19 protein-coding genes are annotated in these 23,108 nt (G+C 58.2%); 11 read left to right on the forward strand and 8 right to left on the reverse strand.

The window, feature by feature from the left end; translation table 11 throughout:
* Window positions 1-22 precede the first annotated feature (22 nt).
* The 6 genes from CA51_RS11165 (at window position 23) to CA51_RS11190 (ending at window position 4,777) form a co-directional block, all read left to right on the forward strand.
* Window positions 23-1,036 carry a Gfo/Idh/MocA family protein gene (locus CA51_RS11165; RefSeq protein WP_145120547.1) on the forward strand — a complete coding sequence of 338 codons (1,014 nt, stop codon included), beginning with the start codon at window positions 23-25 and terminating at the stop codon, window positions 1,034-1,036.
* Window positions 1,033-1,827, forward strand: a complete 795-nt coding sequence (locus CA51_RS11170; RefSeq protein WP_145120549.1) for an SDR family NAD(P)-dependent oxidoreductase — start codon at window positions 1,033-1,035, stop codon at window positions 1,825-1,827. The genes CA51_RS11165 and CA51_RS11170 overlap by 4 nt, the downstream gene beginning before the upstream one ends.
* Before the next feature lie 189 nt (window positions 1,828-2,016).
* The gene (locus tag CA51_RS11175) at window positions 2,017-2,883 is read left to right on the forward strand and encodes a sugar phosphate isomerase/epimerase family protein (protein ID WP_197451756.1); all 867 of its coding nucleotides are present in this window, start codon (window positions 2,017-2,019) and stop codon (window positions 2,881-2,883) included.
* A gap of 324 nt (window positions 2,884-3,207) precedes the next feature.
* Complete coding sequence (locus CA51_RS11180) at window positions 3,208-3,702, forward strand: thioredoxin family protein (protein WP_231746130.1); 495 nt, start codon at window positions 3,208-3,210, stop codon at window positions 3,700-3,702.
* Window positions 3,703-3,806: 104 nt separating this feature from the next.
* Window positions 3,807-4,337, forward strand: a complete 531-nt coding sequence (locus CA51_RS11185; RefSeq protein WP_145120555.1) for a hypothetical protein — start codon at window positions 3,807-3,809, stop codon at window positions 4,335-4,337.
* 221 nt (window positions 4,338-4,558) lie between these two features.
* Window positions 4,559-4,777: an addiction module protein gene (locus CA51_RS11190; RefSeq protein ID WP_145120557.1), complete on the forward strand. Its 219-nt coding sequence runs from the start codon at window positions 4,559-4,561 to the stop codon at window positions 4,775-4,777.
* A gap of 194 nt (window positions 4,778-4,971) precedes the next feature.
* Here CA51_RS11190 and CA51_RS11195 read toward each other — a convergent pair whose 3' ends face one another.
* Entirely contained in the window at window positions 4,972-7,965 is a 2,994-nt protein-coding gene (locus tag CA51_RS11195; protein WP_145120559.1) for an ABC transporter permease, read from the reverse strand.
* A gap of 426 nt (window positions 7,966-8,391) precedes the next feature.
* Here CA51_RS11195 and CA51_RS11200 point away from each other — a divergent pair, with 426 nt between their 5' ends.
* Together CA51_RS11200 and CA51_RS11205 are read left to right on the forward strand one after the other, a co-directional pair.
* Window positions 8,392-9,165 carry an ABC transporter ATP-binding protein gene (locus CA51_RS11200; RefSeq protein WP_231746131.1) on the forward strand — a complete coding sequence of 258 codons (774 nt, stop codon included), beginning with the start codon at window positions 8,392-8,394 and terminating at the stop codon, window positions 9,163-9,165.
* The gene (locus tag CA51_RS11205; protein ID WP_145120561.1) at window positions 9,162-11,957 is read left to right on the forward strand and encodes an ABC transporter permease; all 2,796 of its coding nucleotides are present in this window, start codon (window positions 9,162-9,164) and stop codon (window positions 11,955-11,957) included. The genes CA51_RS11200 and CA51_RS11205 overlap by 4 nt, the downstream gene beginning before the upstream one ends.
* Window positions 11,958-12,074: 117 nt before the next feature.
* Here CA51_RS11205 and CA51_RS11210 read toward each other — a convergent pair whose 3' ends face one another.
* Together CA51_RS11210 and CA51_RS11215 are read right to left on the reverse strand one after the other, a co-directional pair.
* A complete protein-coding gene (locus CA51_RS11210) occupies window positions 12,075-12,830 on the reverse strand; it encodes a siderophore-interacting protein (protein ID WP_145120563.1) in 756 nt (251 codons plus the stop codon).
* Window positions 12,823-13,284 (reverse strand): MarR family winged helix-turn-helix transcriptional regulator, encoded by a 462-nt coding sequence (locus CA51_RS11215; protein ID WP_145120565.1) that lies wholly within the window; start codon window positions 13,282-13,284, stop codon window positions 12,823-12,825. Before CA51_RS11215 ends, CA51_RS11210 begins: the two co-directional genes overlap by 8 nt.
* Before the next feature lie 216 nt (window positions 13,285-13,500).
* Here CA51_RS11215 and CA51_RS11220 point away from each other — a divergent pair, with 216 nt between their 5' ends.
* The 3 genes from CA51_RS11220 (at window position 13,501) to CA51_RS11230 (ending at window position 15,805) form a co-directional block, all read left to right on the forward strand.
* Window positions 13,501-14,709, forward strand: a complete 1,209-nt coding sequence (locus tag CA51_RS11220) for an alpha/beta hydrolase fold domain-containing protein (RefSeq protein ID WP_145120567.1) — start codon at window positions 13,501-13,503, stop codon at window positions 14,707-14,709.
* A gap of 332 nt (window positions 14,710-15,041) precedes the next feature.
* Window positions 15,042-15,608, forward strand: a complete 567-nt coding sequence (locus tag CA51_RS11225) for an ATPase (RefSeq protein WP_145120569.1) — start codon at window positions 15,042-15,044, stop codon at window positions 15,606-15,608.
* The gene (locus CA51_RS11230) at window positions 15,605-15,805 is read left to right on the forward strand and encodes a hypothetical protein (protein WP_145120571.1); all 201 of its coding nucleotides are present in this window, start codon (window positions 15,605-15,607) and stop codon (window positions 15,803-15,805) included. Before CA51_RS11225 ends, CA51_RS11230 begins: the two co-directional genes overlap by 4 nt.
* 128 nt (window positions 15,806-15,933) lie before the next feature.
* On the opposite strand, the gene CA51_RS11235 is transcribed toward CA51_RS11230, so the two are convergent.
* The 5 genes from CA51_RS11235 to CA51_RS11255 all read right to left on the reverse strand — a co-directional run bounded on the left by CA51_RS11235 (window position 15,934) and on the right by CA51_RS11255 (window position 22,684).
* Window positions 15,934-17,472 (reverse strand): sensor histidine kinase, encoded by a 1,539-nt coding sequence (locus CA51_RS11235; protein WP_145120573.1) that lies wholly within the window; start codon window positions 17,470-17,472, stop codon window positions 15,934-15,936.
* Entirely contained in the window at window positions 17,450-18,103 is a 654-nt protein-coding gene (locus CA51_RS11240; protein WP_145120575.1) for a response regulator transcription factor, read from the reverse strand. Before CA51_RS11240 ends, CA51_RS11235 begins: the two co-directional genes overlap by 23 nt.
* 3 nt (window positions 18,104-18,106) lie before the next feature.
* The gene (locus CA51_RS11245; RefSeq protein ID WP_145120577.1) at window positions 18,107-19,267 is read right to left on the reverse strand and encodes a YHYH protein; all 1,161 of its coding nucleotides are present in this window, start codon (window positions 19,265-19,267) and stop codon (window positions 18,107-18,109) included.
* 107 nt (window positions 19,268-19,374) lie between these two features.
* Window positions 19,375-20,091, reverse strand: a complete 717-nt coding sequence (locus tag CA51_RS11250) for a hypothetical protein (RefSeq protein WP_197451757.1) — start codon at window positions 20,089-20,091, stop codon at window positions 19,375-19,377.
* Between the two features lie 172 nt (window positions 20,092-20,263).
* On the reverse strand, window positions 20,264-22,684 hold the full coding sequence (locus CA51_RS11255; RefSeq protein WP_145120579.1) for an outer membrane protein assembly factor BamB family protein: 2,421 nt from the start codon (window positions 22,682-22,684) through the stop codon (window positions 20,264-20,266).
* Window positions 22,685-23,108: the final 424 nt, after the last annotated feature.

The following is a 23,108-nucleotide window of genomic DNA, read 5'->3' on the forward strand; positions in this document are numbered from 1 at the left end:
CGATCGAGTACAATCGTCGATTATGACAGAAAAACCACGCATTCTCGTTATCGGCGCCGGCTCTATCGGAGAACGCCACCTCCGTTGTTTCCAAACGACAGGCCGCTGCGATTTGGCGTTCTGCGAACCGATGAAAGACCGACGTCTGGAAGTTTCCCAACGCTACGGGATCAACGGTTACCCGTCGTGGGAACAGGCTCTCGAGAACGAACCGCTGTCGGCGGCTGTGATTGCATCGCCAGCTCCGATGCACATCCCGGTGGCCCGCGGGCTGGCCGATCTCGGACTCGATCTGTTGATCGAAAAACCGCTCAGCTTAAAGACCGACGGCATTTCCGAATTGCTCGAAACGGTCCAACAGAAAAAGCTTCGAGTCGGTGTTGGATTTGTCTACCGCGCCCTTCCCGCTTTGCAAAATATGCGAGCTTCGGTTCAGTCGGGGCAGTTCGGCCGGATCGTGCAAGTCCAAGTCACTTCCGGTCAAAACTTTCCGTTCTACCGGCCCGCCTATCGAGACATCTATTATGCCGATCCGGCTCAGGGTGGCGGATTGATCCAAGACAGCTTGCCCCATCAATTGAACGCCGTCGAATGGTTTGCTGGCCCCGCCACGAAGGTTGTCGTCGATGCATCGCACGAAGTGCTCGATGGAGTAGAGGTGGAAGACACGCTGAACCTGATCGCCCGGCATGGCAGCGTGATGTCCAGTATCAGCGTCAATCAGCATCAATATGTCAATGAGTTTGTGCTCACGGTCTTGTGCACCGAAGGAGCTGTTCGCTGGGAACTGAAAGGCCATCGTTGGCTCGCGGCGCGGGAGATCGGCGGCGATTGGACCGAGATGGAATCGTTTGTTCACGAACGCGATGACTACTACATTCGGCAAGCCGATGCATTCTTGGATCTACTGGCAGGGAAGGCCGATCCGTTGTGCTCGTTGGACGATGGTATCAGCACGCTGATGTCGACGCTGGCGATTTTGAAATCACGCGAAACAGGCGGTTGGGAAACGGTACAGCCGGTGGGAAATCGATGAACGATCCAACGATTCAAGAACTTTTTGACCTGCGCGGCCGAGTCGCCTTGATCAGCGGAGCAACCGGTTGGCTTGGCAGCGCGATGGCGCGGGCCCTTGCCGAAGCCGGAGCGTCCGTGGTCGTGACGAGCCGCGATCGAGACAATGGTGCCGCCGCTGCGGCGTCACTCCCCTGCTCCGATGGCGCCCAACATCACTGTGTCGTGATGGATCAATTGGATGACGATTCGATCGAGAGCGGATTTGCCGACGCGATCGCATTGGCCGGCCGCGTCGATATCCTGATCAATAATGGCAACGCTGCCGATGGTCACGATTTGACCGACGTGACCGCGGAACAGTTTAATCGTGTGATGCGGAATGTCACCGGTTACTTCTTGCTGTCGCGATTGCTGCGAGACCATTTGGTCGGGCGTGATGCCTCCGGCAGCATCGTCAACATCGGATCGATGTATGGACTCGTTGGGTCCTACCCGGATGCCTACGAAGGGATCTGCGCTGCCAGTCCCGCTTCGTACCATACGCTCAAGGGAGGCATCATTCAATTGACCCGACATCTCGCCGTTTATTGGGCTCGCGACGGTGTCCGTGTCAATTGTCTCAGCCCCGGTCCCTTCCCGTCGCATAAAGCGCCGCCGGAAATGGTCGAGCGACTGACGACCAAGTCGCCGATGAACCGAATGGGCTTGCCTCACGAACTCAAAGGCGCCCTGCTGTTGTTGGCTAGCGATGCGGGCAGCTACATCACCGGCCAAAATTTGACGGTCGATGGTGGCTGGACCGCTTGGTAACCAATCAGCCGCATCCGCTGTCTGTGGACCGTTTGTGCTAACATTAGCAGCACCGCCGCTTGTTGCCTTCGATCTCTAGAATTACCGAAGCAACTCGCGTTGGTATTCGATGGCGGCGGTCGTTAACTTTGAACGAAACATCAGATGATGTTGTCAATGCAATCACACTTCACCAAGAGCGACAGAAATATGAAACGAAGAGATTTTCTAACGACAACGGCGATTGGCACTGCTGGGGTGCTTGCTTCGCGGCCGCAACTTGTCGCGGCGGCTGAGAAGTCCGAAGGGATGAAACTCGGGCTGGTGACCTACAACTGGGGACGTGACTGGGACGTTCCAACGTTGATTCGCAATTGCGAGGAAACCGGATTCCGCGGCGTCGAACTGCGCAGCACACACAAGCACGGCGTCGAGATCTCGTTGGACGCGGGGCAGCGCCGCGAAGTCGCAAAACAGTTTGCCGATTCGGACGTCGAACTGGTTGGGCTGGGAAGCGCTTGCGAATATCATTCGCCCGATCCAGCGATCGTCAAAAAGAACATCGATGAAACGAAACAGTTCATCAAATTGTGCAAGGACGTCGGCGGCAGCGGTGTCAAAGTGCGGCCCAATGGGATTCCAAAGAATGTTCCTGTCGAAAAGACCTTAACTCAGATCGGATTGTCGTTGCGTGAGGTCGCAAAATTCGGAGCAGACCACGGCGTGGTGATTCGGTTGGAGGTTCACGGACGCGACGGTTCTTCCGAGCTGCCGAACATCCACCGGATGATGGAAGTCGCCGATCATCCTAACGCCGTTGTCTGCTGGAACTGCAATTCCACCGATCTCGCCGGCCAAGGGTTGCAGCACAACTTTGACTTGGTCAAAGAAAAGATCGACGTCGTCCACATCCATGATCTTCGAAACAACAACTACCCGTGGGAACAGATCTTTACGATGTTGAAGCAGTCGCAGTTCGCGGGCTGGACTCTGTTGGAAGACGGCAAAGTTCCCGATGACATCGTCGCCGCGATGCACGAGAATCGCAAAGTCTGGGACGGGCTTGTCGCCAGCTGATTCGGCCTGACTCTTCCCATCAGCCGCAACTTGCGTTGCCAGTAAATCGCCACGCCACTTCCCCTGTCGCGATGTGTACCTATCAACATCGGGCGAACCCAAGTGGCTCACGCTAGTGGCGGCTGGGGATACCGATCGCCTTGCCTACAGCTCTCGCGTTCGTCAGCTCGGCTGCGGTTTTCCAAAAATGTTGCGCCCTCATCGGTTCCGGTTTGTGCCTTATGGAGTGTCCCTGATCTTCTGGACGTCGACGCCCGCACAGGCTGGCTCATGTCGCGTCGCACGACTTTCCTACAAGCGCAACCGATGACCACTGATGATTCCGTGAGTAACGCTTCGTCTCTAACCGATGCTCCGACGAGCGATCCCAGAAAAAGGTTCTTCCACTTTTGGCGGTGCTTCTGGCTGGCCTTCCTCGTCATTTCACTCGGCTACGCTTGGTACTGTTTCTACGTTCCGGCGGACCGCGTCGCTTGGGCCGAAGATTTTGATACGGCGCAAAAACAAGCGGTCGCCGAAGGCAAACCGATGGTTCTCTTTTTCACGAGCCAGTGGTGCGTTCCGTGTCGGATCATGAAGCGCAACGTCTGGGCGGACGACCAGGTTTCGGCGGTCGTCAATGAATCGCTGATCCCTGTGACGATCGACGTTCACGATCCTCGATCGGCTGCGACGATCGATCAATACCGCGTGGCAGCGACTCCGGTCACGGTCGTAACCGACTCGAACGGGAATGTGCTGCAGTGGAAACAGGGAGGCATCTCCAAAGCCGATTTTTTGGAGCTGCTTGTAGCGGCAAAACCGTCCACTGACAGCTAGTTGCCGTCCCGGCGATTTTGCGCGAACGATTGCTGTTGGGATGGTTGGTGCTAGTCGATTACCATCGTTCAACGATGTCAAACAGATAGGAAATTTGAGCTTCCATGAGACAGACCGCCCCGAATCCGTCAGATTCCGAGCCGACGCAGCTGTATCTTTACGAGCGTAAACAGCGACATACCGCATTGGTTCTTTTGCTCAATATGGGCGTGTTGATCGCGATGTATGCTGCCGCTCGCAAGTGGATCGAACCGAGCGAAGCAAGTGATCAGCTCTTTTATTGGGTTAACATCGCAGTCCCCGTGGTCGAGCTTTGTTTGTTTCTTTTAGCCATCTACTTTTGGCTGAAAAATGGCAGATTCCGAATGTCGGTCGACACGAATCGATTCACGGTCGACGATCCGATTTCAAAGACCTATTCGTTTTCGGTGCCGGTGCTCGAGATTGATGGGATTCGTCAAACGTATCGAAATCATACCAACTACACCACGACCGTGATGTATTTGAAATCGGGGGAAACGCTCCAACTCACTCCAAACTACAGCTACAGTCGCCGAGCGCTCTATGACGCATTAAAAGAGGCGAACCCCACGATCCAATTGCCCGAACATCCGTATCGCTTTAAGCAGGTGTGAGCATCAGAAACCGTGCAACGACGATTGCGTCCGGGCCACGCAGCCAGGCAGCGATTCGAAGAAAACGCCGCTATCGACTGACTCGGCGAAGTTGACGCTGTTTGGGGAACGCTGCACACCTGAACGTGGCTGGTCGAGCGTCGTCCGGCGATTGCGTGGCCAGCGAGGCTTGGAATGGAAGGTGGGGCAATCTGCTGATACAATCCTCCTAGAGGAACGCCATGAACCTTGAAACCATTATTGACGGGCTTTCCCGCGATCAACAAATCATCGCGATGGAAATGCTCTGGAAACGGCTTTCACAAAGCCCAGACACCGCCGCCCCACCGTCATGGCACCAGGATATCGTTGCCGAACGTGTCGCGGGGCTTCAGGACGGCACTGAATCTCTTAGCGACTGGGCCGATGCAAAGAAACGCCTCGCCGACCGCTTGCGATGAAGATTCGGATCACCAAGGGGGCCGAACACGATCTCGAACGGGGAGCCAATTTTGCAACCAAATCCGGGCTGAACTAGGAATCTACTTAACGACTGTCTCAACTCGGACATTGGTTGATTTTCTGCTTCTCAACTGGGACATGCGGTTAGTTTCACAGGGTTTGTCGTAAGTCGACGTTTCTCGCTGGCGTTCGCCTACTGCGTCGCCCGGCCCGCTTGAAGTAGCGCCAACGGTTCGGCGCGGCCGGTTCGCATCGCGGGCCATAGGCCGGCGAGCAGGCAGAGGATCAAGGTCAAGGCGAAGCCGAAGCTGAGTTGACTCCAGGGGATGCGGAAGGAAGGGGGCCCGGCGAACCAGCCGCCAAACTGTGCCATCCCGACGCCACACCAACCGGCGACCAGGCCAAAGGTCAGGCTGAGCAAGCAGGCGGCCAGCGCGATCAGCATCGTTTCGGCAAAGACCAGCCGGATCAATTGGCCACGCGTCACGCCGATCGAACGCATCACGCCAAACTCCCATGTTCGCGATCGAACCGACGCGATGATCGTATTGGCAACGGCCATCGACATCACAACCAGTGTGATCAATGGCATGTAGCTCATTCCCCTGATCATCCCGTCGGCATGTTTTCTGATCGCCGTGCGGACCGTTTCCGTTGCCGTCATCCGAGCGAACGGCCGGTACGATTTGACTTCTCCCACACCGGTCGCTTTGAACGTTTCGCCCGCCTGTTCCTCCGCGATCGCCTGGAATCGCGTTTCCATCGTTTTCAGATCGTGCCCCGGTTCAAAATTCACCCAGAAGAATTCGGTCCGCGGCAAGTGAAAGTCGGTTTTCACGGCGGCTCGGTCGGTAAACAAGAGGGTGCCGGTGCGGACAAAATGTCGACGGACGCCCGAGAACTTGGTCATCCATTGCCATCCAGGCAGCGAAACAATCCCGGCGATCTCGTAGCGGACACGCTCCTTTTCGGCAGCGGGTGGAATCAGAGTAACGGTGTCGCCGATCCCCAACCCCGATGCCATCGCAAAGTCTTCCGGGATCACACAGTGCTTGCCGTCGCCCAGCAGATCGATCGCCGACTCGCGGTCGCCTGCCACAAACTGGACATCGGCGAGCGGATGCTCTCCCCCGAAGGCGGCTCGCGGATTGAGTCCAAAGACGATCCCGTTGTCCCCTCCCATGCGCAGCCGCTTCGGTGGTCCCACGTCGCCCCAATCGAACTTCGCCTGCTCGATCGCCAGCGGCATCACGTCGTCCGCTTTCACGCCGTCGACCTCCGCGACCCGCGATTCCTCTCGCTCGGACAGGCCTACCGGATGAAACGCCACCAACGCGTCGGGCATCCAATCGCCCGGCGTGAACGGAACCAGCATCGAATAGCCCCAAGTCTGGGTCGACGCGAACAAGCCCAACCCGACCGACAGCGCCAACGTCGCACCGACGCTGCGCCAAAGGTTGCTGGCCAGTTGAGTCTTCATCATCCGTTGGTCCAATCGCAACAGACGCGTGACCAACGGTGCGAAGATCCGTTCGCACAACACGACGACCGCCGGGGCAAGCAAAATCATGCCGATCAACAGCAAAGGATAGGTAACAAAGGAATAGCACCATTTGCGTGCCTCATCCGACAACGGCAACGCGAAAACGGTGATCGGAGTCGCGGTGACCATCACCAAACCGAGTGCTCCCAATGCGATCCACCAATGGAATCGAGGCGACGCGGTCCGCGGCGACATCGCGTCCAGCGGTTGGATCCGCATCGCACGCCAAGCCGGCACGATCGCGGCTCCGAGCGCTCCGACCAACACGGTCACTCCCGTCAATAAGACGCAGCCCCAACCCAACACGGCGCCGGAGCTGAACAGGCCGGGCAGCAGGCGGCTGCCCACTAACACCATCAGCCACCCCGCCAACAAACCTCCGCCCCAACCGATCATCGCCAGGACAACGCTTTCGATCGCGATGATCCCAGCGATTTGAGACCGCGTTAACGCGACGGCACGCAGCATCGAAAACTCTCGCGCCCGCTCGCTCACGCCCATACTTAGTGTCGAAAAGATGATGAAGATCGCGGCCAGTGAAGCCATCCCGGTCGCGGCCCACGCTTGGGATTGCTGTCCCGAGACGCTGCGACTCGATTCCATCCCGCCGCGGACCGCTTCGAAATCGATAAGTTGCATCGCCGGTCGGTGGGCGTCAAATCGAGCCTGCCAAGCTTCGCGAAACTGATCGACCGTAACGGTGTCGCGCAGCGCAACCTGAAGCACCTCCGGTTGCGCTTCGTACCCGTTGACCTTGGCGGCAACCGCCGGGCGAACATAAAGCGCATCGGTTGCAATTCCCGATCCGAAACCGGTCGGCAATTGGATTTGCGATCCATCCGCTTTGGGGTTTGCTTTCCCGTCTCGTCCGCCAGGGACCGCCGGTCCGTTCGCTTTGCCACCTGCCGGTTTTGCCGATACATCACCGCCGCGCTCCGGACCTCCTTCCCCCTTCTCACCGCGGCCGGCTCCAGAGCGTTTACCGCGCCCGCCTGGAGCATTTAGTGAAGGTGCCAAGCCGACTTGTTCGACGATCCCGATGACGCTCAGGTTGACTTGGTTGCCAAAGCTGGTGACCAGGATCTCGTCTCCCACCGCAACTTTCAATTCCTTGGCAACCTGTTCGGCCACCACCACCGCGTTCGCTTGGTCATCGTCGTCGAGCCAAACGCCGTCGACCATTTCATAAGGTGCTTCAGCCGCCGGGGTGCTGACCAGTTTGGGACCGATCGGCGGGGCCCCGTTGACCGGCGGTCGGCTGCCGATCAACAGCCCCAACGGCGACGTATCCTCTTCGTCGTCCGAAGCCTTCGCGACGCGGGTCGCCGTGACGCGATAGTTGCTGGTCGGGTTGACCTCCAGAACGCCGGCGTCCTGTTCCAGTTCGTCGATCAGCGCCGCCGGAACCGCAGGCGTCGATGCACCGGGAGGACCAGCGGGTTTGGCCATCACCAACACGTCGTAGCGACCAAGATACTTTCCGGCATTCTCATCAAACTGGCTGACCAACGCGTCGTAACCGCTTGCGACCCAGACGACGGCACATGTCGAAGCGATCACGCCGAGCGTCGTGATGACTGCGCGACCCGGATGGCGACGCAGTTGGGACGAGACGAGTTTGAAGAGGAAACGGAGATTGGGCATAAGGGAGAGTCGATTGAAGGTTGGGAATTTTCGAGGGGAGGCACCAAAGCCAACCTCCGCTTTTGCACATCGCGTGCCCAACACCGATGGCGAATCGATTTTGCCGGTCCCTTTCCTACGGCGACACTCCGGCGGCTGGCAAAAATCTCAACCGGTGGTCTGCCTTTTGCATAAGGCTTTCGCTTAACCAGGCTGTCGGTTGGAGCGGAATGGTTTGGCACGCGAATCGCCAGCGTCGTGGCAGGTCCGGTGATAGAAGATCGTTATCAACGTTCCGTCATCGCACCGCCGGTCGCGACGAAATTTCCGCCCCCGGTGGCGAATCTTCCGCCGTGGACATCGCCTGAAGGCTCGACTCCAACGACGGCTATACAAACTCTCATTTGCTTTGTTGTCTCTCCCCATTCAAACCCTCAAGAAACAAACGTGCTTCAATCGAAAATCGCCTCGCAAACGACGCCCCTGGACGTCCAGCAAGTTGTCAAGAAGTATCCACAAGGAGGGACCGTCGTCCACGCTCTGGACGGTGTCAGCCTTTCCGTTGAGCCAGGTGAATTCGTCGCGATCATGGGAGCGAGCGGATCGGGCAAAAGCACGCTGCTGCATGCAATGGCCGGTTTGATCGACGTCGATGCGGGGCGAGTTCTGGTCGCCGGGCAAGATTTGTCGCAGCTGGCCGATGGGCCGCTGACTCGGTTCCGCCGCGACAACCTTGGGATCGTCTTTCAGGCTTACAACTTGATCCCTAGCCTCTCGGCCGAGGACAACATTCGATTGCCAGCCCCGAAGAGCATGGGCAAACAGCTCGACGCGACCGTCGATGAACTCTTCGATCGCTTGGGGATGACCGCGCGACGGCACCACAAGCCGGGAGCGCTCTCCGGGGGCGAACAGCAACGGATCGCGATCGCTCGGGCGCTGATCTGCAATCCGACGATCCTGTTGGCGGACGAACCGACCGGCAGCCTCGATTCGGTGACCGGTACCCAGATTTGTGAATTGCTGCGCGACTTGGTCGACAACCAAGGCCGCTCGATCGTGATGGTCACCCATGAGCCGCATGTTGCGATGTGGGCCGATCGGATCTGCGTCCTCAAAGATGGAACCAACCTCGCGGAGCTGCAGACCGACGGCAGCCGCGATCCGCAGACGGTCGCTCGACAGTACCAAGAGGCACTCGGCGCGGAGACGGTTGCATGAACAAGATCCTACAACTCGCCATCGCCTTCTTGCGCGAACGCAAAGCCCGAACGATCCTGACCACGATTGCAACCGCTGCGGCAGTCAGTATGGTGATTTGGGTCACCAGCAGCTACGAAGCACTTCACAAAACCTATGACGAATACGCCAACCTGGCTCTCGGTCGCTACGAACTGGCGATCGCGCCGATCAGTGGTGAACCGACCGATTTCGTTCCTCCCGAATCGATCGCTCCACTGTTGGATGACCCTGCCGTCCTTGCTGTCGATGCGATGTGGGCCGGACGGATCGCCGTAATGGAACTGAAAGACCAGCCGCTCCCCGGCGACCAACCGGGCGGTGGAGGCGGTTCGGGTTCGGGATCGAATAGCCCCTTGCCGTCGCTGATGTTTCTCGCGACCGATGCTCCCGAACCGCCGTTCGAGATGCTTGAAGGCGAATGGATCGATTCGACGGCAGAGGATGCGAGCGGTGAACTGCCCAGCATCGTTGTTCGTGCCGATGTCGCGAAACGGCGTGGGATTGCCGTCGACGATCGATTGACGCTCGAACTGCCGCGACCAAACCAAGCGGGAGAAACGACGCTAGCGGTTCGCGTCGGTGGGATCGTCAACGCGCCGACGCTCTTCGGAGCTGGCTCGGCGGGCATCCCGATGTTAACGCCCAGCTCGGGGCAAGCATTCCTCTCGGTCCCCCTTGTTGAACGCGTCACCGGCGAGCCGTTTCAAATCAGCTTGTTGGGCGTCGCCGTCGATCCAGAGGCGGACATCACGAAGTTCCGCTTCAGCTGGGGGCCGCGGTTGAGCGACCATTTGGTCCCGCTGCAGTTCCAGCAAGCGTTTGAGATCGAAGAGGCTCTGGACCAAGCTTCGGCCGCTCAAAACGTCCGCATGCAATCGTACGCGGCGACCGGCGTCGCGATGTTGGTTGCGATGCTCGTTATCTTTTGCTCGCTGAGCATGGGCGTGACCGAACGGATTCGCCAATACGCGATCTTGCGAGCTGTCGTGTTGACTCGCGGGCAGGTCGGTCTGCTGATCGTGATCGAAGCGCTTGTGTTGGGCAGCATCGGGCTGGTCGCTGGCATCGCTTTGGGGTGGGGGCTGTTGAAGGTCGTCGAAAGCCTTTTTAGCAGTTTGCTGTATCACGGCGTTGGGTTTGGGACGAGCAGTCTGACCCTGGCGGCGATCGCAGCGATCGGCGGGGCGTTGTTGGCGTCGATCATCCCGGCCTATAACGCGACGCGCGTCAAACCGGTCGACGCGATGGCACCGCGGCAATCGTCGACCGACGCGTCGTCGGTGACGTTACCAAGTCTTGTGATCGGATCGGTGCTGTTGGCGATCGGACCGTTGATTGCGTTTGTCTTTCCGCCGAGCGAAAGCAGGATCTGGCTGGCGATGGCAGCAAGCTTTGCCAGCATCGCGATCGGGTTTGTGGTCCTCGCCCCGTCGATCGTCATCTTCGTCGACCGCTTGCTCGGGCCGCTGCTGGCACGGATCTTCGCTATCGATACGAAGCTGTTGGCCAGCCAAGTCACCAACAATATCTGGCGGACCGTCGGCGCATCGGTCTCTATGGCGTTTGGTCTAGGTCTGTTTGTCGGGATTCAAGTCTGGGGCTTTACGATGTTGGAAGCCTTTGTCCCCGGCGACTGGACGCCCGACGCGATCGCGGTGATCAAGCCAGGGTTGCCGGTCGATCAAGTCGAAAAGATCGCCGCCTTGGCCGATGTCGACGCCAACCGTTGCTTGCCTTTGGTCGTCGAGCAACCGCGGCTGGTCGACGACCTCACCGGCAGCGCCGACCGACCGTCGGTGATTCGGCAGGACAATGTGATCATCGTTGGCTTGGATCCCGAAGGAGCGTTTGCGGGCGATAACCCGTTGTTGCAACTCGACTGGGTCGCAGGAAATCCAGATCAGGCTGTGGCGAGGATGAAGCAGGGGCACGCATGTATCGTCCCCGACCACTTCCTAAAAAAAACCGGTTTGAAGGTCGGCGACACTTTGGCGGTCGATCCGCCTCGCAATGCCGGCGCGACCGCAACCTATACGATCGCCGGAGCCGTGCGGTTACCGGGGTGGCACTGGCAGACGAAGCTGACGGGCTTGAGACCGCGAACCCATCGCGCCGCGGCGCTCATTTTTGCCGACTACGATTCGGTCGCCGACGACTTTGATTTGCCGGTCGCTTCGCACGTCTGGTTTTCTTACGCCGGTGGCGAAGCGGATGTGGAAGCTATCGAACGGGCGATCTCGGGGATGGTCGACGCGTTGGAGATCGAGCGAACCGGAGACGAAGAAATCAGTGCGCGCGTGGTATCGATCGAAAGCATCCGCGCACGGCTGCTCAACGGTGCTCGACGCTGGTTGTGGATGATCAGCGTGCTACCGCTGGTCACGTTGCTGATCGCTTGCATCGGCGTCTTGAACGTGATCCTGGCATCGGTCCGAGCGCGGCGATGGGAGTTTGGCGTGCTGCGTTCGATCGGTTTCACCAGCAGCGAACTGGCCCGCGCGATCCTTGTCGAAGGATTGATGATCGCTTTGGTCGCGGGCGTCTTGAGCATCGGGTTCGGCATCCTCAGCGGATGGTGCGGCGCCGCTTTGGCGCAGTACGTCAGCTTCTTCGGCGGGCTGCATCCACCGATGGTCATCCCCAGGCTTCCGATCGTCATCGGTGTGTTGATCGTCCAGGTGTTGGGCCTCCTGACCGCCGCCTGGCCCGCGATCACGATTCGCCGAACCCGGCCGATGACCCTGTTGCAAGCCGGTGGCGATTTCGCCTGAGTTGACGTCGCGCCGTCCGGCGAATTTACCGACGGGCCGTCGCTGATGCGTGACGGCCCGTCGAGCTGTTGTTGTGGGAAGCGGGGCGGTTCGTATCCGCAAAGCCTTCAACGGGATCTAGAAAACCGCAGCAGCGGCCTGCTCGCTGTCGTTGCGTTTAGCGACTTTGTGTTCGTCTTCGGTTTGGCCGATCTTCCAGTAGCTCGACAGATAGAGATGAGAGTTCGGTAGGTCAGCTCGCTGTTTCAATAGCCGCCTCAGGTTCCGCATGCTGTTGAATTCGCAAGCGGCCCAAACCGCGGGGGTGCCTTCCAGCCATGGCAACGCTTCGACTTTCGACGGCAGGAACTCTCCGTTGGGATCGGGCTGCGGGTTGATCTCCCATCGCAGTTCCATTTTTTCGGGATGGTCTAGCGATTGGATGTCGGATTCGCTGGGCACCTCGATCACAGCGTATCCGACCGCGTCGGCAGGCAGCTTGCTCAAGTTGACGCTGATTGCGGGAAGAGCCGATAGGTCACCTACTAGCAGAAACCAATCGGCCTGATGCTGGATCAACTTCTTCGGCCCTGGTCCACCAACCAGAATACGGTCGCCTGGTTGCGCGTTGGCCGCCCATGTTAAGGCGGGCCCCTTTGCGTCGTGGATGGCAAAGTCGACATCGATCTCCGTCGGACGTTGATTTCGGATCGTGTAGGTTCTCAGAATGGGACGTTTGCCCTCGGCTTGAGGAAAGATCAGTTTGATATAGGCGCTCTCCTGATCTTTCGGAAAGGATGCAAGCAAGTCGCCGCCAAGCGTGACCCGCAACATGTGTTCGGTGAGCGAAGTCGTGCGGATCACCTCGAGTTCGATTGGAGTAGGTTTAGCCATCGCGTTGAGTTCCTCTTTTGGAAGTGCCGCCGTCATCGGAATTCTCCATCATCGCGGCGGCGATGCGGATGAAGGTTTTGATTTCTTTGCTACTTAGACCGTGGGTCATTTGCGCCGCCGCCTGTTTCTCCACCACTTCGAGTTTCGCAAGGATCTGTTTCCCAGCGGATGTTAGAACCAGGAAGTGGCTGCGGCGATCTTGCGGATTCGCCATCTTGTCGATGAGTGCGGCGTCGGTCAGTTCGTTGAGGAGGCGAGCGAGTTGCCCTTTGTCCTGGTTCATTCGCTGGGCAATCGAACTCGCCGTACACTCGGGAATCCGGCCGATACATTTCAGGACGCGGAGCTGGGCGATGGGAAGCGAAATTTGATGCGATTCGATGCCCGCGCGGAGCTTCCGTTTGTAGGCGTGCATTAAGCGGTGCAGGGTATCGCTGAGCGAGGATTCAGTCATGTTGGACTCCACAGATAGTTGACACTGTCAACATTGTTGCATGTCGGTTGACTTTGTCAACTATCTGGTTCTTGCCTGCGTGGCGGCGATCGCGGCAAAAATGGTGCGCCGTTGCAGTGACTACCGGACTGGGCGTCTTTTCGATCGCACGACAATGGAGGTGCTACAATCGGCTTTCCACCGGAACATTCGCCTTCTTTGAGTGTTGATAGGAATATGAAATACAACTTCGCCCTACTGCTTTGTTCTTCATTGATCGCGTCGGCTGGTTTCTGTCAGGAGTCAGAAAGGCCAGCGGGGGCGTCTTCCGATCGCCGGGCGGCTTTTCTGAAACGATTCCCCGAAAGCGATACCAATAAGGATGGCGTCCTGTCGGCTCGCGAATTGGCCGCCCATCTTCAGAAGCAGCGCTCGGGACCGGAGGGAAAAGAGCGACTGAAGCAACTGTTGAAGCGATTCCCCAAGGCCGATGCGAACAAAGATGGCGAATTGAGCTGGGAGGAGGTACGCGACTACCAAGCAGCCAACGCGAAGAACCGGACGCCGCAGACGCGTCGCAATCGCGCCCCCAAGGTCGTCGCCCCGGTTCCCGATGTCGCTTATGGCGATCATCCGTTGCAGCGGTTTGATCTTTGGCCGGTCCCCGATGCCAAACAGCCGACGCCGCTGGTGATCTTCATCCATGGCGGTGGTTTTCGCGGCGGCGACAAATCGCTGATTCGCCGCGACACGATCGACAAGTTTCTCGATGCCGGTGTCGCCGTTGCCGCGATGAATTACCGGCTGTCCAATTCGGGCCCCTATCCGATCATGATGCACGACGCCGCTCGCGGCCTGCAAACAATCCGGCATCGGGCCGACCAATGGAACATCGATCCGCAGCGTGTTGTCTGTTACGGCGGTTCGGCTGGCGCGGGAATCAGTCTCTGGCTTGCATTACACGACGACCTAGCCGCCCCCAACAGCGACGATCCCGTCGCGCGGCAATCGACGCGTATTCTGGCTGCCGGAGCGCTGAACGGCCAACCAGCATACGACATCCACCTGTTTCGCGAGTGGTTCGGGCTCCCCGATCTTCAGCCGGGTCCTGCCCTACCCGCCTTCGTGGGAATCGAAGACGAATCGGAATTCGACAAACCCGAGATCTGCGCGTTGATGAAAGACGCGTCGCCGATTTCGCACCTCTCCGAAGATGACACCGCCGCGGTTTACATGTTCTACAGCCGTCCCAACGTTCCGGTCACTCTCGAGACCGAATCGTCGGTCTGGGTGCATCACGTGCGATTGGGATTGGAGCTTCAGAAAGCGATGGAGCCGCTTGGGCTGCAATGCATCGTCACCGCCCCCGACATCAAGGCCGACAATCCCTACGACTCCTTAGAAGCCTTCCTGGTCGCCAAGGCATTAGGTGCAAGCGGACTGTAGGCGAAAAAGGTGAAGTCGTTGCTGAAGTTATGGTGGACCGCATGGCATATCATTGTCTCCCAGCTGTCAGGTGACGCCTGCACTTGCACTTACTACTGGTTGAGACCAGAGTAATTTGCTGTTTCATTTTGAGTTAACAGTCGGAACACGGTAGTGTCCGGTTCCCTTGCACAACCGTGCCCGAGCTCGCCAGCTAATTCGCCTGGGATCAAACATTTGAGCTCCCCGTCGCTGAGTCGTTTCGCGTTTGTGAATTCCGCTTTGCACAATAGAATGGAATTCAAGGGGCTCGAATCCGTTTGATCGAATCATAAAAGCCAACCGTCTACGTCATCGCCGGACCGAATGGTGCGGGCAAGACAACGTTCGCGCAGGAATACCTGCTTAAACACGCGAACTGCGACGAGTTCGTGAACGCAGACTTGATCGCTGCGGGCTTGTCCCCTTATAAACCTGAATCGCAATCCGTCGCCGCCGGGCGATTGATGCTCGACCGAATCGATGAACTGACATCCGCCAAGCAAATCTTCGCCTTTGAGACGACGCTTGCAGGGCGGGGGCACGTCAAGCGATTGAGGAGGATGCGGAACAAGCAGGGCTACAGAATCGTCGTGTTCTTCATCTGGTTGCCATCCGTGGAGCAAGCAGTTGCACGCGTCGCTGCCCGCGTTCGCGAGGGAGGACACGCAATTCCTGAACCGACCATCCGTCGACGATATCGGCTTGGAATCCAGAATTTCGGCCAACGGTATGCTCCTTTCGTAGATCACTGGCTGGTTTATGATGGATCGAGTCGGCCAGCGGTCATCGTGGTGGAACAAAACGATGCTACCAACACGGTATTTGATGATGACCGCTACGAATTTATTCTCCAGCGAACCCCGGAGTTGCTGCCATGATTCGTGACAACAAGAGCGAGTTTATTAAGAAGGCTGACGCCGCGATGGAGGAAGCCGCTGAGGTCGTCTTGCAGCGTGCTCGCCAGCACAACACGCCCATCGTCGTTTGGCGTGATGGCAAGGTTGTCGAGCTGGATCCGTTTTCTCCAGAGTTCGATCGACAAAAGAGTAACTCGCCCACAGCCAACGAGGACTAGGCGATAAAGCAATCTACTTGCGAACCGAGCTAGCGATCGCTTTATTTGCGGAAGATCTGTCGAAACTTAAACACGGCTGATCAACGCAGCGGATCAGTGCCGGTGTGACGCGCTGTGGTGGAACTATCCTAAATTAGATCGACGGGTTCCTTTGCAGGATCGCGGGGGCGATTGCTGGCGAGCGGGAGATGGACGGTGACCGTGGTTCCTTGATCCAGTTGTGATGCGATCTGCATCGTGCCGCCGTGGTTGGCGATGATTCCTAGAGCGATGGATAAGCCGAGTCCGCTGCCGCCGTGTACCCGCGACCGCGCTTTGTCGGCTCGATAGAAGCGTTCTGCGACGTGAGCGAGGTCGGATTCGCTGATCCCAATTCCGTTGTCCTGCAGGATCAATTCGACCGACGAATCTACGATGGCAACGGAAAGCACCGCTTCCCCATGGGGACGGTTATAGGCGACGCTGTTCTTCAGTAGATTGAAGATGACGCGTTCGATTTGCTTTGGATCGCCCGAAACGATGGCGGGCTCAAGTTCGCTGCGAAGACTCACCTCCGCTTGATATGCCACGGGACGCATCAGGTCGATGCACCGCGCGGCGACAAGATCGACTCGTACCGACGTGCGTTCGGTCGGCTGGCTTGAAAAGTCGAGGCGAGCCAAGGTGAGCAGCGATTCGACGAGATCGGACAGCCGTTCGCTTGCGGAGCTGCAGGTTGTCAGCGTCTTGACGTATTCTTCGGAGGTCCGCTCCCGTTTCAGTGCGAGTTCGATTTGAGACTGGATCACCGCCAAGGGCGTCCGCAATTCGTGCGACGCATCGGCGGCGAACTGCCGTTGTTGATCAAACGAACGTTCCACGCGATCGAAGGCTTCATTGAGGATCGTCGCCAGTTGACCTAGCTCCGACTCGGTCTCCACGACGTTGATCCTCGGCGACATGTCGGCTGCGGAAAAACGAGAGGCGGCATCCGACATCGCCGCGATCGGACGAAGGACCGACCGCGCCAGCCACCATCCTCCGCACAGCCCCGCCGCGAGGATCAGCATTGCAAAGGCAGCGATCCGCATAGCGAGTCGATTTAGCTCGGCAATCTCTCTGCCGATGTCTCGTCCGACTAGGATCAGCGATCCCGCCGGACCAACGATTCGGACCTCGCGAAGGATCGCGTTTGGGCCGTCTCGCTCTGGCGCTTCGGGCTGCGATTGACTCGGTTTCAGCGAAAAGCCGTCCGGCAACCGCTCCGATTTCAGTTGCCGACCATCTTCCAGCCAGATACCGAAGTAGGGGGCAGGGTGGTTGCCGCGTCGGTCCGTAAGCTCCCGAGGAAGGGAGAGCCGCAGATGGTCGTCGGCCGCAAGAAGCTCGTTGAGCGGGCGCTCTGTTTTGTCGAAGCCCCGCAGATCGAAACCGCGGAGGCTGCCGTCGAGAACGCGCGCTGCGGAGGTGAGTTCGGCATCGATTTCATTCAGCCGCGCTCGCCTTGCTTGGAGAAACCACGCCGTGCAAAGTCCCACGACGACGCTGACCAGGATCGCGGCATGCCACATCTGCAGACGCCAGGCGATCGATTGGGTCAACGAACGCCTGGGGTGTTCGCGGGCTGGCAGTTCGCGAGCGTCGACGGAGAGATCGCGGGCGAGTTTACGTTTCGATGATATAGCCATGTCCTCGACGTGTGGTCACGAAGTTCTTGCCAAGCTTCTTGCGAATGTTGTAGATGTGCACGTCGACAAGGTTCGAGAGCGAGTCTTCGTTCTCATCGAAGACATGATCGTAAACGGTGCTGCGCGACACGAGTTCACCTCGATTGAGGGCCAGTAGTTCAACGAGTGTGTATTCCCGAGCCGTTAGGTCGACGGGGCGGCCCTCTTTTTCAACCGTTCGATTGGCCGTGTTGATGACAACCGAACCGATGACGATTTCGGCCTTCGCTTGTCCGTGACTTCGCCGAATCAGAGCTCGAACGCGGGCCGATAGTTCGGAGAGCGAAAAGGGTTTACACAAATAGTCGTCGGCGCCGCGGTCGAGCCCCCGCACTCGGTCCTCCACCGTGTCGCGGGCGGTAAGGATGAGCACCGGCGTGGCGTGCGTCTTCCGCAGTTGGGCGAGCAGTTCCCAGCCGTCGATCTCCGGCAGCATCAAGTCGAGCACGATCGCATCGTAGCTCCACTGCCTCGCCTTCTGCAGACCGGTCCGTCCGTCGGCGGCTTCGTCGACGGCGTAGTGTTCTTCTCGCAGCGACGTTGCAACGGCGTCTCGCAGACCTGGCTCATCTTCGACGACTAGGACTCGCATCAATCATCCTCGGCGTGGAGGCCGACGGTCGTTGGGGCGCGGTGGCGGCGGACCTCCGCCGCGGCGATCGTCTTGGCGGGGACGTCGCTTGTAAGTTTCCGTTCGCGTGTTGCCATCGGGTTCCTTATAGATGAACTTCCATGTCTCCGAATCGACGGGCGAATAGGTGACTGTTCCGGTTTGGCCCCGCAGCCGATACGTCAACACGGATTGTTCTTTTGTCGCCTTGAAATCGGTGATCGTCGCCCCCCGCAGCGGTTGCAAAGCGGGACGTAGCGGTGAGTCGCGCGGCTGTGGTTCGATCTGATCGCCGCGAACCGTCACGACACCTCGCATCCCGCCGTTGATATAAGGATACGTCGTCGTGGCATGATAGTGATATCGCCCCTGGGGATCAAATTGGCCATTGAACTCGTCCAGCTTGCCGACGGGAGAACCATCGGCCTCTGTCAATCCGTAGATCGGAAAGCCATCCAAGGCGAAGGCGATCGGATTGCCGGGGCCCACAATTTTCTGGAGATGAACGGGAGCGACGTGATAGTGGTAGTCGTCGCCTCTGCCGCAGTGGCCGCCGAATTCATCCAGCTCGCCCGCGAGAAAGGCATCGTCCCCGCGGTTGTTGAGTGCATTAAAGATCGGGACTCCGTTGACCGCCAACGCGATCGCACCTCGATAGAGATTGTCTTTCGCGGAGATCGGTTTATCAGCCAACTTCGGATGCAGCGGAATCTGCCAGGCGTTGTTGCCGGTGAAAGGTTGCGGCAGTGGCACTTGTTGTTGCCAAGATCGAATCCCAACCATCATGTTGTGGTCCGGCAAGCCATTGGATTCGACAAACAGGGTGTTTGCATCCCAGCGAACCTTCAGGTCGTCAAATTTCTTAAAGTGTTGGGCAATCGCTGGCTCGTCGTTTTGGGTGCTCACCAATGTCGTCCCGATCAGAATGTATTGAGGCGATGTATTGATTTGCTCGATCGCCCGTTGAACCTCGGGCTGGGGAGCCTGGGAATGATCGCGTTGATCGGAATGGTTGGCGGAAGCGTGCGAATGCTGGTCCGTTGAATGATGGTGACTGTGGCGCTGATGCCATTCGTGCGCCGACACGGAAAGTGGCACAAGCATCGCGACCGCGAAACCGAGCGAGAATCGAAACGTCGATATCATGTTGAGTTCTCTTTCTTATCGAGGGCGAGTTCAATGGTTCTTTCCGCGCGGCAAGCGTTGCCGAGTTGCCGATTCACGCGCGGCGGAACCTTGTGGTTGAGATCAAATCAGTTCGATTCAAGGATGGGAAACCGCTTCGGTTGGCTTCCGTCGGGAGGTGAATCGACTGTCAACCGAAAGAGAACTGTGTTATCGAGTTCTAGATTGTCGGCCCAAATGAACTTCGCCCCTTCGAAATCGTATTGGTAAAAGGGACGCTTGGGTCTTACTGTCTTTTCGTCGTAGGCTTTGGCCGCCTGCCACGAAGAGTCATCGAAATCGATAGCGAACCAGTTCTCGGGGAGCTCTTCGTGGACGACCCGCGGATTGCGGGTGTCTCGGTCGATCGGGCCGAAAGAGACCGACTTGGCCTTCCAATGCGGTCCGGTCACCGTGCCGTCGGCCAGTTTCAGAATGAACCCGCCATCGCCGATCTGCGTGTTGTTGTATTCCATCCCCGTCTTGGCGTCGGCGTTGTCTTTTGCGATCACCGCCAGGGTCATCGGGTACTTTGGGAAGACGTCGACTGAAATCACGTTGTGCGGCATGAACCGGATCGAATCGACAGCGACCAGTTCGCCATTGATGTACAGCGAGAACCAATTGTCGGCGTAGACGTTCAATCGCAGCGTGTCTTCGATCTCCGGTTTTTCGCCTCCGCCGGGCCGAGGTGGGCGGCGACCTTCGCCACGCTGTGCCAAACTGGCCCCTGTCGTCCAAAGGACTGTCGTGGCAATGGCGACCAGCAAAAGGGCTGTCGCTGGATTTCGATACGATTTGTTCATGGGATCACCCAACGCGATGAGGTTTGTTCTGGTCGAGCCTCCGTGGCATCGTTTCAGGTCATCTTAGAACGGCGTACCTGAAGTTGAGATGAAGCGTCGCTGCAAAAATGTTTTCACGACACGCTAGCAAAACAGAGCCGTTAGCCCATTGGTCCGCCAGTTGGCGTTGCGATCATTGTTCCAGCAAGAACTTCCACATCTGCGGCGACTGTGTCCGCCAACTGACCCAGTCGCTACCGGTGGCGGTGGCTTCGGTCGCGACGTCGTGCCCGCCGTCAGCGAGGATCTTTGCGACATTCACAGCCTGGAGGCCCATGTTCCAGTTCTCCGAAGGATTGCGGAATTCATACCGGCTCCTTTGCACAAGAACCCTGCATCGCTCGTTAGGTAATTGGGCGAGTTGCTGGAACATCGGGTGCATCATTTCAAACGCGAACAGGGAATGGCAGCCCACCGCCCCGATCTGATCGCTTACCGGAAGCGTGGCCATCAGCGCGAGCGACGCACCAAATCCGCCGCTCAGGCTCGCACGGTCCTTTCGGTCAGCGGAGGTGCGGTATTCGCGATCGATCATCGGAATCAGCTCTTTGGCAAAGAACTCGGCATAGCCCTTCGCTCCTTGCATCGGATAGAACCGCTTGTCGATGAAAACAACGACGGCCGGACGAACCGTTTTCGATTGGATCAAGCGATCGATGATCGCCACCTGGTTGCCACTTTGCATGGCGGATTTGCCATCGTGGACAAAGACGACGGGGTAGCGGTCCTTCGATTCCGAATAGTTGGGGGGCAGATAGATCGAAAGGTTGACCGTCTGGTTCAGTTCGTCGCTTTGCAATTGTGTCTCATCGATCGAGCCAGCGAGTTTGTCGCTCGGGGCATCGACGTCGGTTGATTCGTCATCGACGACGTTCCCTTTGTCGAACCAGGAAAGTTCAAGCGACGATTTGGCCTTCCGGAAGATCGGCTCCATCTCCCCCGCGACCAGACTGCTGGTGACGTTGCGATCCGAAACCGGATCGAGCACCGGTTGGTAGTCGGCATAAAAGACGTACGAAAGCCGCGTTGCGTCGGGGATGCGGACTCCAAAATAGAACAACTTGGTTCCATCGACGCGTTGCATCACCCGTTCTTGCCGCATTCCAAACAGTTCGCTTGCCACGGCAACGTCGGTGTAGTCGCCTTGCAGGATGAAGTGGACGAAATCGCCGTCGATCAGCGGCAGCGACTTGCCTTTCAAATAGCTGTCGATGACCGCTTGTTTGTTGTCCGCTACGTCGAGGGTTTTCAAGAACGTTGCGAAACCAGGCGACACCTGCGACGCATCGGCGGCGACCGATTCGGCCCGCGTTCCAGGTTGGATATCGATCCGAGCGATCGCGCCGAGGCTGCGCAGATAGATCGAACGGCCCGCGATCGAAGGTAAGGCCCACATCAGTCCATCGGTTCCATCGTCACCCTTTTCAAAGACTTGCACCTTCGTCACTTCGTCGTAGCCATCTTCGGAAACGTCGCCGATGTGCAGCGAGCCATCGATCGTGGCAACAACTAACCTTCCGGCGACGGTCGCCAGGAAACCGTTGCTGGGCGAACGGGTTCGCCATTGTTGGTCGCCTGTCTCGGGATCGACGGCGACGAGGAAACGGGAGGAATACGAACAGAGCAGCCCGCCCGACATGACCGGCACACAGTAGGAGTTGCGAATGTTGCGTCCCGACCAGCGCTCGGTGGCTCCGTCGGTCTGAAGGTTCAGGCTCGTGGAGCCATCTCGCATGTCATTAATAAAGAGTCCTGAACCGGGCAGCGGAACCGGAAGCACAGCCGAGGCTCCGCCGTGCGGTCGGGACCAAATGACTTTTCCTTCGGTTGGTTCGATGGCGAACAGCGTCGTGTTTCCTGCGACGAGTACTGCCGACTTCCCATCGACCTGAACCGGTACGGCGGACTGGAAGGCGACGCCATCTTTGCCCGCTTTCCATTTGACTTCGCCCGTTGCCGTGTCGAATCCCATCACCGCGGTTTCGTCGGATCCGACAGGAAGGATCAGCATGCCGGCGTGCACGATCGGCGACGCTCCAAATCCGTAGACGTTTGAGGCCGCGGAATATTCTTTCTTCAAATCATGTTGCCAAACCACATTTCCATCTTCCAATGCATACGCCGCCAAGATGCCGTGCGGTGAAAGGTGATAGGCGCGAACGCCATCTGCGGCAGGCGTCGCCACTGGGCCGTCGAACGATCCGTTCGCCCCGATCATGACCTTCCCGGTCGGCGTTTTCCAAAGCGTCTCCCCGGTTTCTGTAGACATCGCAAAGACGTATTCCTGGTCGGCTTCCACATCTGCCATCGCAGACACCAGCAGGCCACCCGATTTCACGACACCGGAATAGCCACTGCCGACCGGATGTTTCCAAACAACCTTCAATTGCAATGGACCGCTGGCTAGTTCCGCATCTTCGATTGCCGCCGAACCATCGTGCTGCGGCCCGCGAAGCGAAGGCCAGTCATCTGCGACGCATGCAACCGCAAGCAGCCCGCAGACAAATAGTCCAACCAGGCAGGGACGTGTTAGCTGACTTGTGTTGGTGATCATGAGTAGCGGCCAGTGGGTACGAAGAGAAGAACGTTCCTGCGAACAAGCCTATTGAAACCGGTTCGACACGATCGCGTGTTTTGTTGACATGTCTATTGTTCATGTGTCAGCCGGGCAGTGTCAATCCGACGGGCATGCGTCGACGAACCTAAAGAGGCCTCATTCCGATCCGCGGTTCCGTCTCCCCGTTCTACCGCACGCGGGAGTCCCGTTGCACCACACGCTCGTTCGGAAGTGCTCCAGAGGGGGGGCTTCTCCGCCGGGATGAAAGTTTTTTTCCATCATTTTTCCGTGCGGGTAACCGCCGGTGTCGGTACCCCCAAAGTTGCGGCAGTTGGAGCGGCGATTCACGCCATCGTTACGGCAAGGCAGTGACCGCATGGGCTTCCGCCTCGCTGGCGTGCCGGCCGACGAAACGTGCCGA

The organism is Rosistilla oblonga (assembly GCF_007751715.1).
Lineage (GTDB): Bacteria > Planctomycetota > Planctomycetia > Pirellulales > Pirellulaceae > Rosistilla > Rosistilla oblonga.

What these genes read in the sequence shown, in the direction of transcription:
- CA51_RS11250 (WP_197451757.1), bottom strand. Translation starts at nt 20,091, where the DNA reads ATGAACAAATCGTATCGAAATCCAGCGACAGCCCTTTTGCTGGTCGCC.
- CA51_RS11215 (WP_145120565.1), bottom strand. Translation starts at nt 13,284, where the DNA reads ATGACTGAATCCTCGCTCAGCGATACCCTGCACCGCTTAATGCACGCC.
- CA51_RS11170 (WP_145120549.1), top strand. Translation starts at nt 1,033, where the DNA reads ATGAACGATCCAACGATTCAAGAACTTTTTGACCTGCGCGGCCGAGTC.
- CA51_RS11235 (WP_145120573.1), bottom strand. Translation starts at nt 17,472, where the DNA reads ATGGCTATATCATCGAAACGTAAACTCGCCCGCGATCTCTCCGTCGAC.
- CA51_RS11240 (WP_145120575.1), bottom strand. Translation starts at nt 18,103, where the DNA reads ATGCGAGTCCTAGTCGTCGAAGATGAGCCAGGTCTGCGAGACGCCGTT.
- CA51_RS11245 (WP_145120577.1), bottom strand. Translation starts at nt 19,267, where the DNA reads ATGATATCGACGTTTCGATTCTCGCTCGGTTTCGCGGTCGCGATGCTT.
- CA51_RS11165 (WP_145120547.1), top strand. Translation starts at nt 23, where the DNA reads ATGACAGAAAAACCACGCATTCTCGTTATCGGCGCCGGCTCTATCGGA.
- CA51_RS11195 (WP_145120559.1), bottom strand. Translation starts at nt 7,965, where the DNA reads ATGCCCAATCTCCGTTTCCTCTTCAAACTCGTCTCGTCCCAACTGCGT.
- CA51_RS11220 (WP_145120567.1), top strand. Translation starts at nt 13,501, where the DNA reads ATGAAATACAACTTCGCCCTACTGCTTTGTTCTTCATTGATCGCGTCG.
- CA51_RS11205 (WP_145120561.1), top strand. Translation starts at nt 9,162, where the DNA reads ATGAACAAGATCCTACAACTCGCCATCGCCTTCTTGCGCGAACGCAAA.
- CA51_RS11175 (WP_197451756.1), top strand. Translation starts at nt 2,017, where the DNA reads ATGAAACGAAGAGATTTTCTAACGACAACGGCGATTGGCACTGCTGGG.
- CA51_RS11190 (WP_145120557.1), top strand. Translation starts at nt 4,559, where the DNA reads ATGAACCTTGAAACCATTATTGACGGGCTTTCCCGCGATCAACAAATC.
- CA51_RS11255 (WP_145120579.1), bottom strand. Translation starts at nt 22,684, where the DNA reads ATGATCACCAACACAAGTCAGCTAACACGTCCCTGCCTGGTTGGACTA.
- CA51_RS11210 (WP_145120563.1), bottom strand. Translation starts at nt 12,830, where the DNA reads ATGGCTAAACCTACTCCAATCGAACTCGAGGTGATCCGCACGACTTCG.
- CA51_RS11185 (WP_145120555.1), top strand. Translation starts at nt 3,807, where the DNA reads ATGAGACAGACCGCCCCGAATCCGTCAGATTCCGAGCCGACGCAGCTG.
- CA51_RS11230 (WP_145120571.1), top strand. Translation starts at nt 15,605, where the DNA reads ATGATTCGTGACAACAAGAGCGAGTTTATTAAGAAGGCTGACGCCGCG.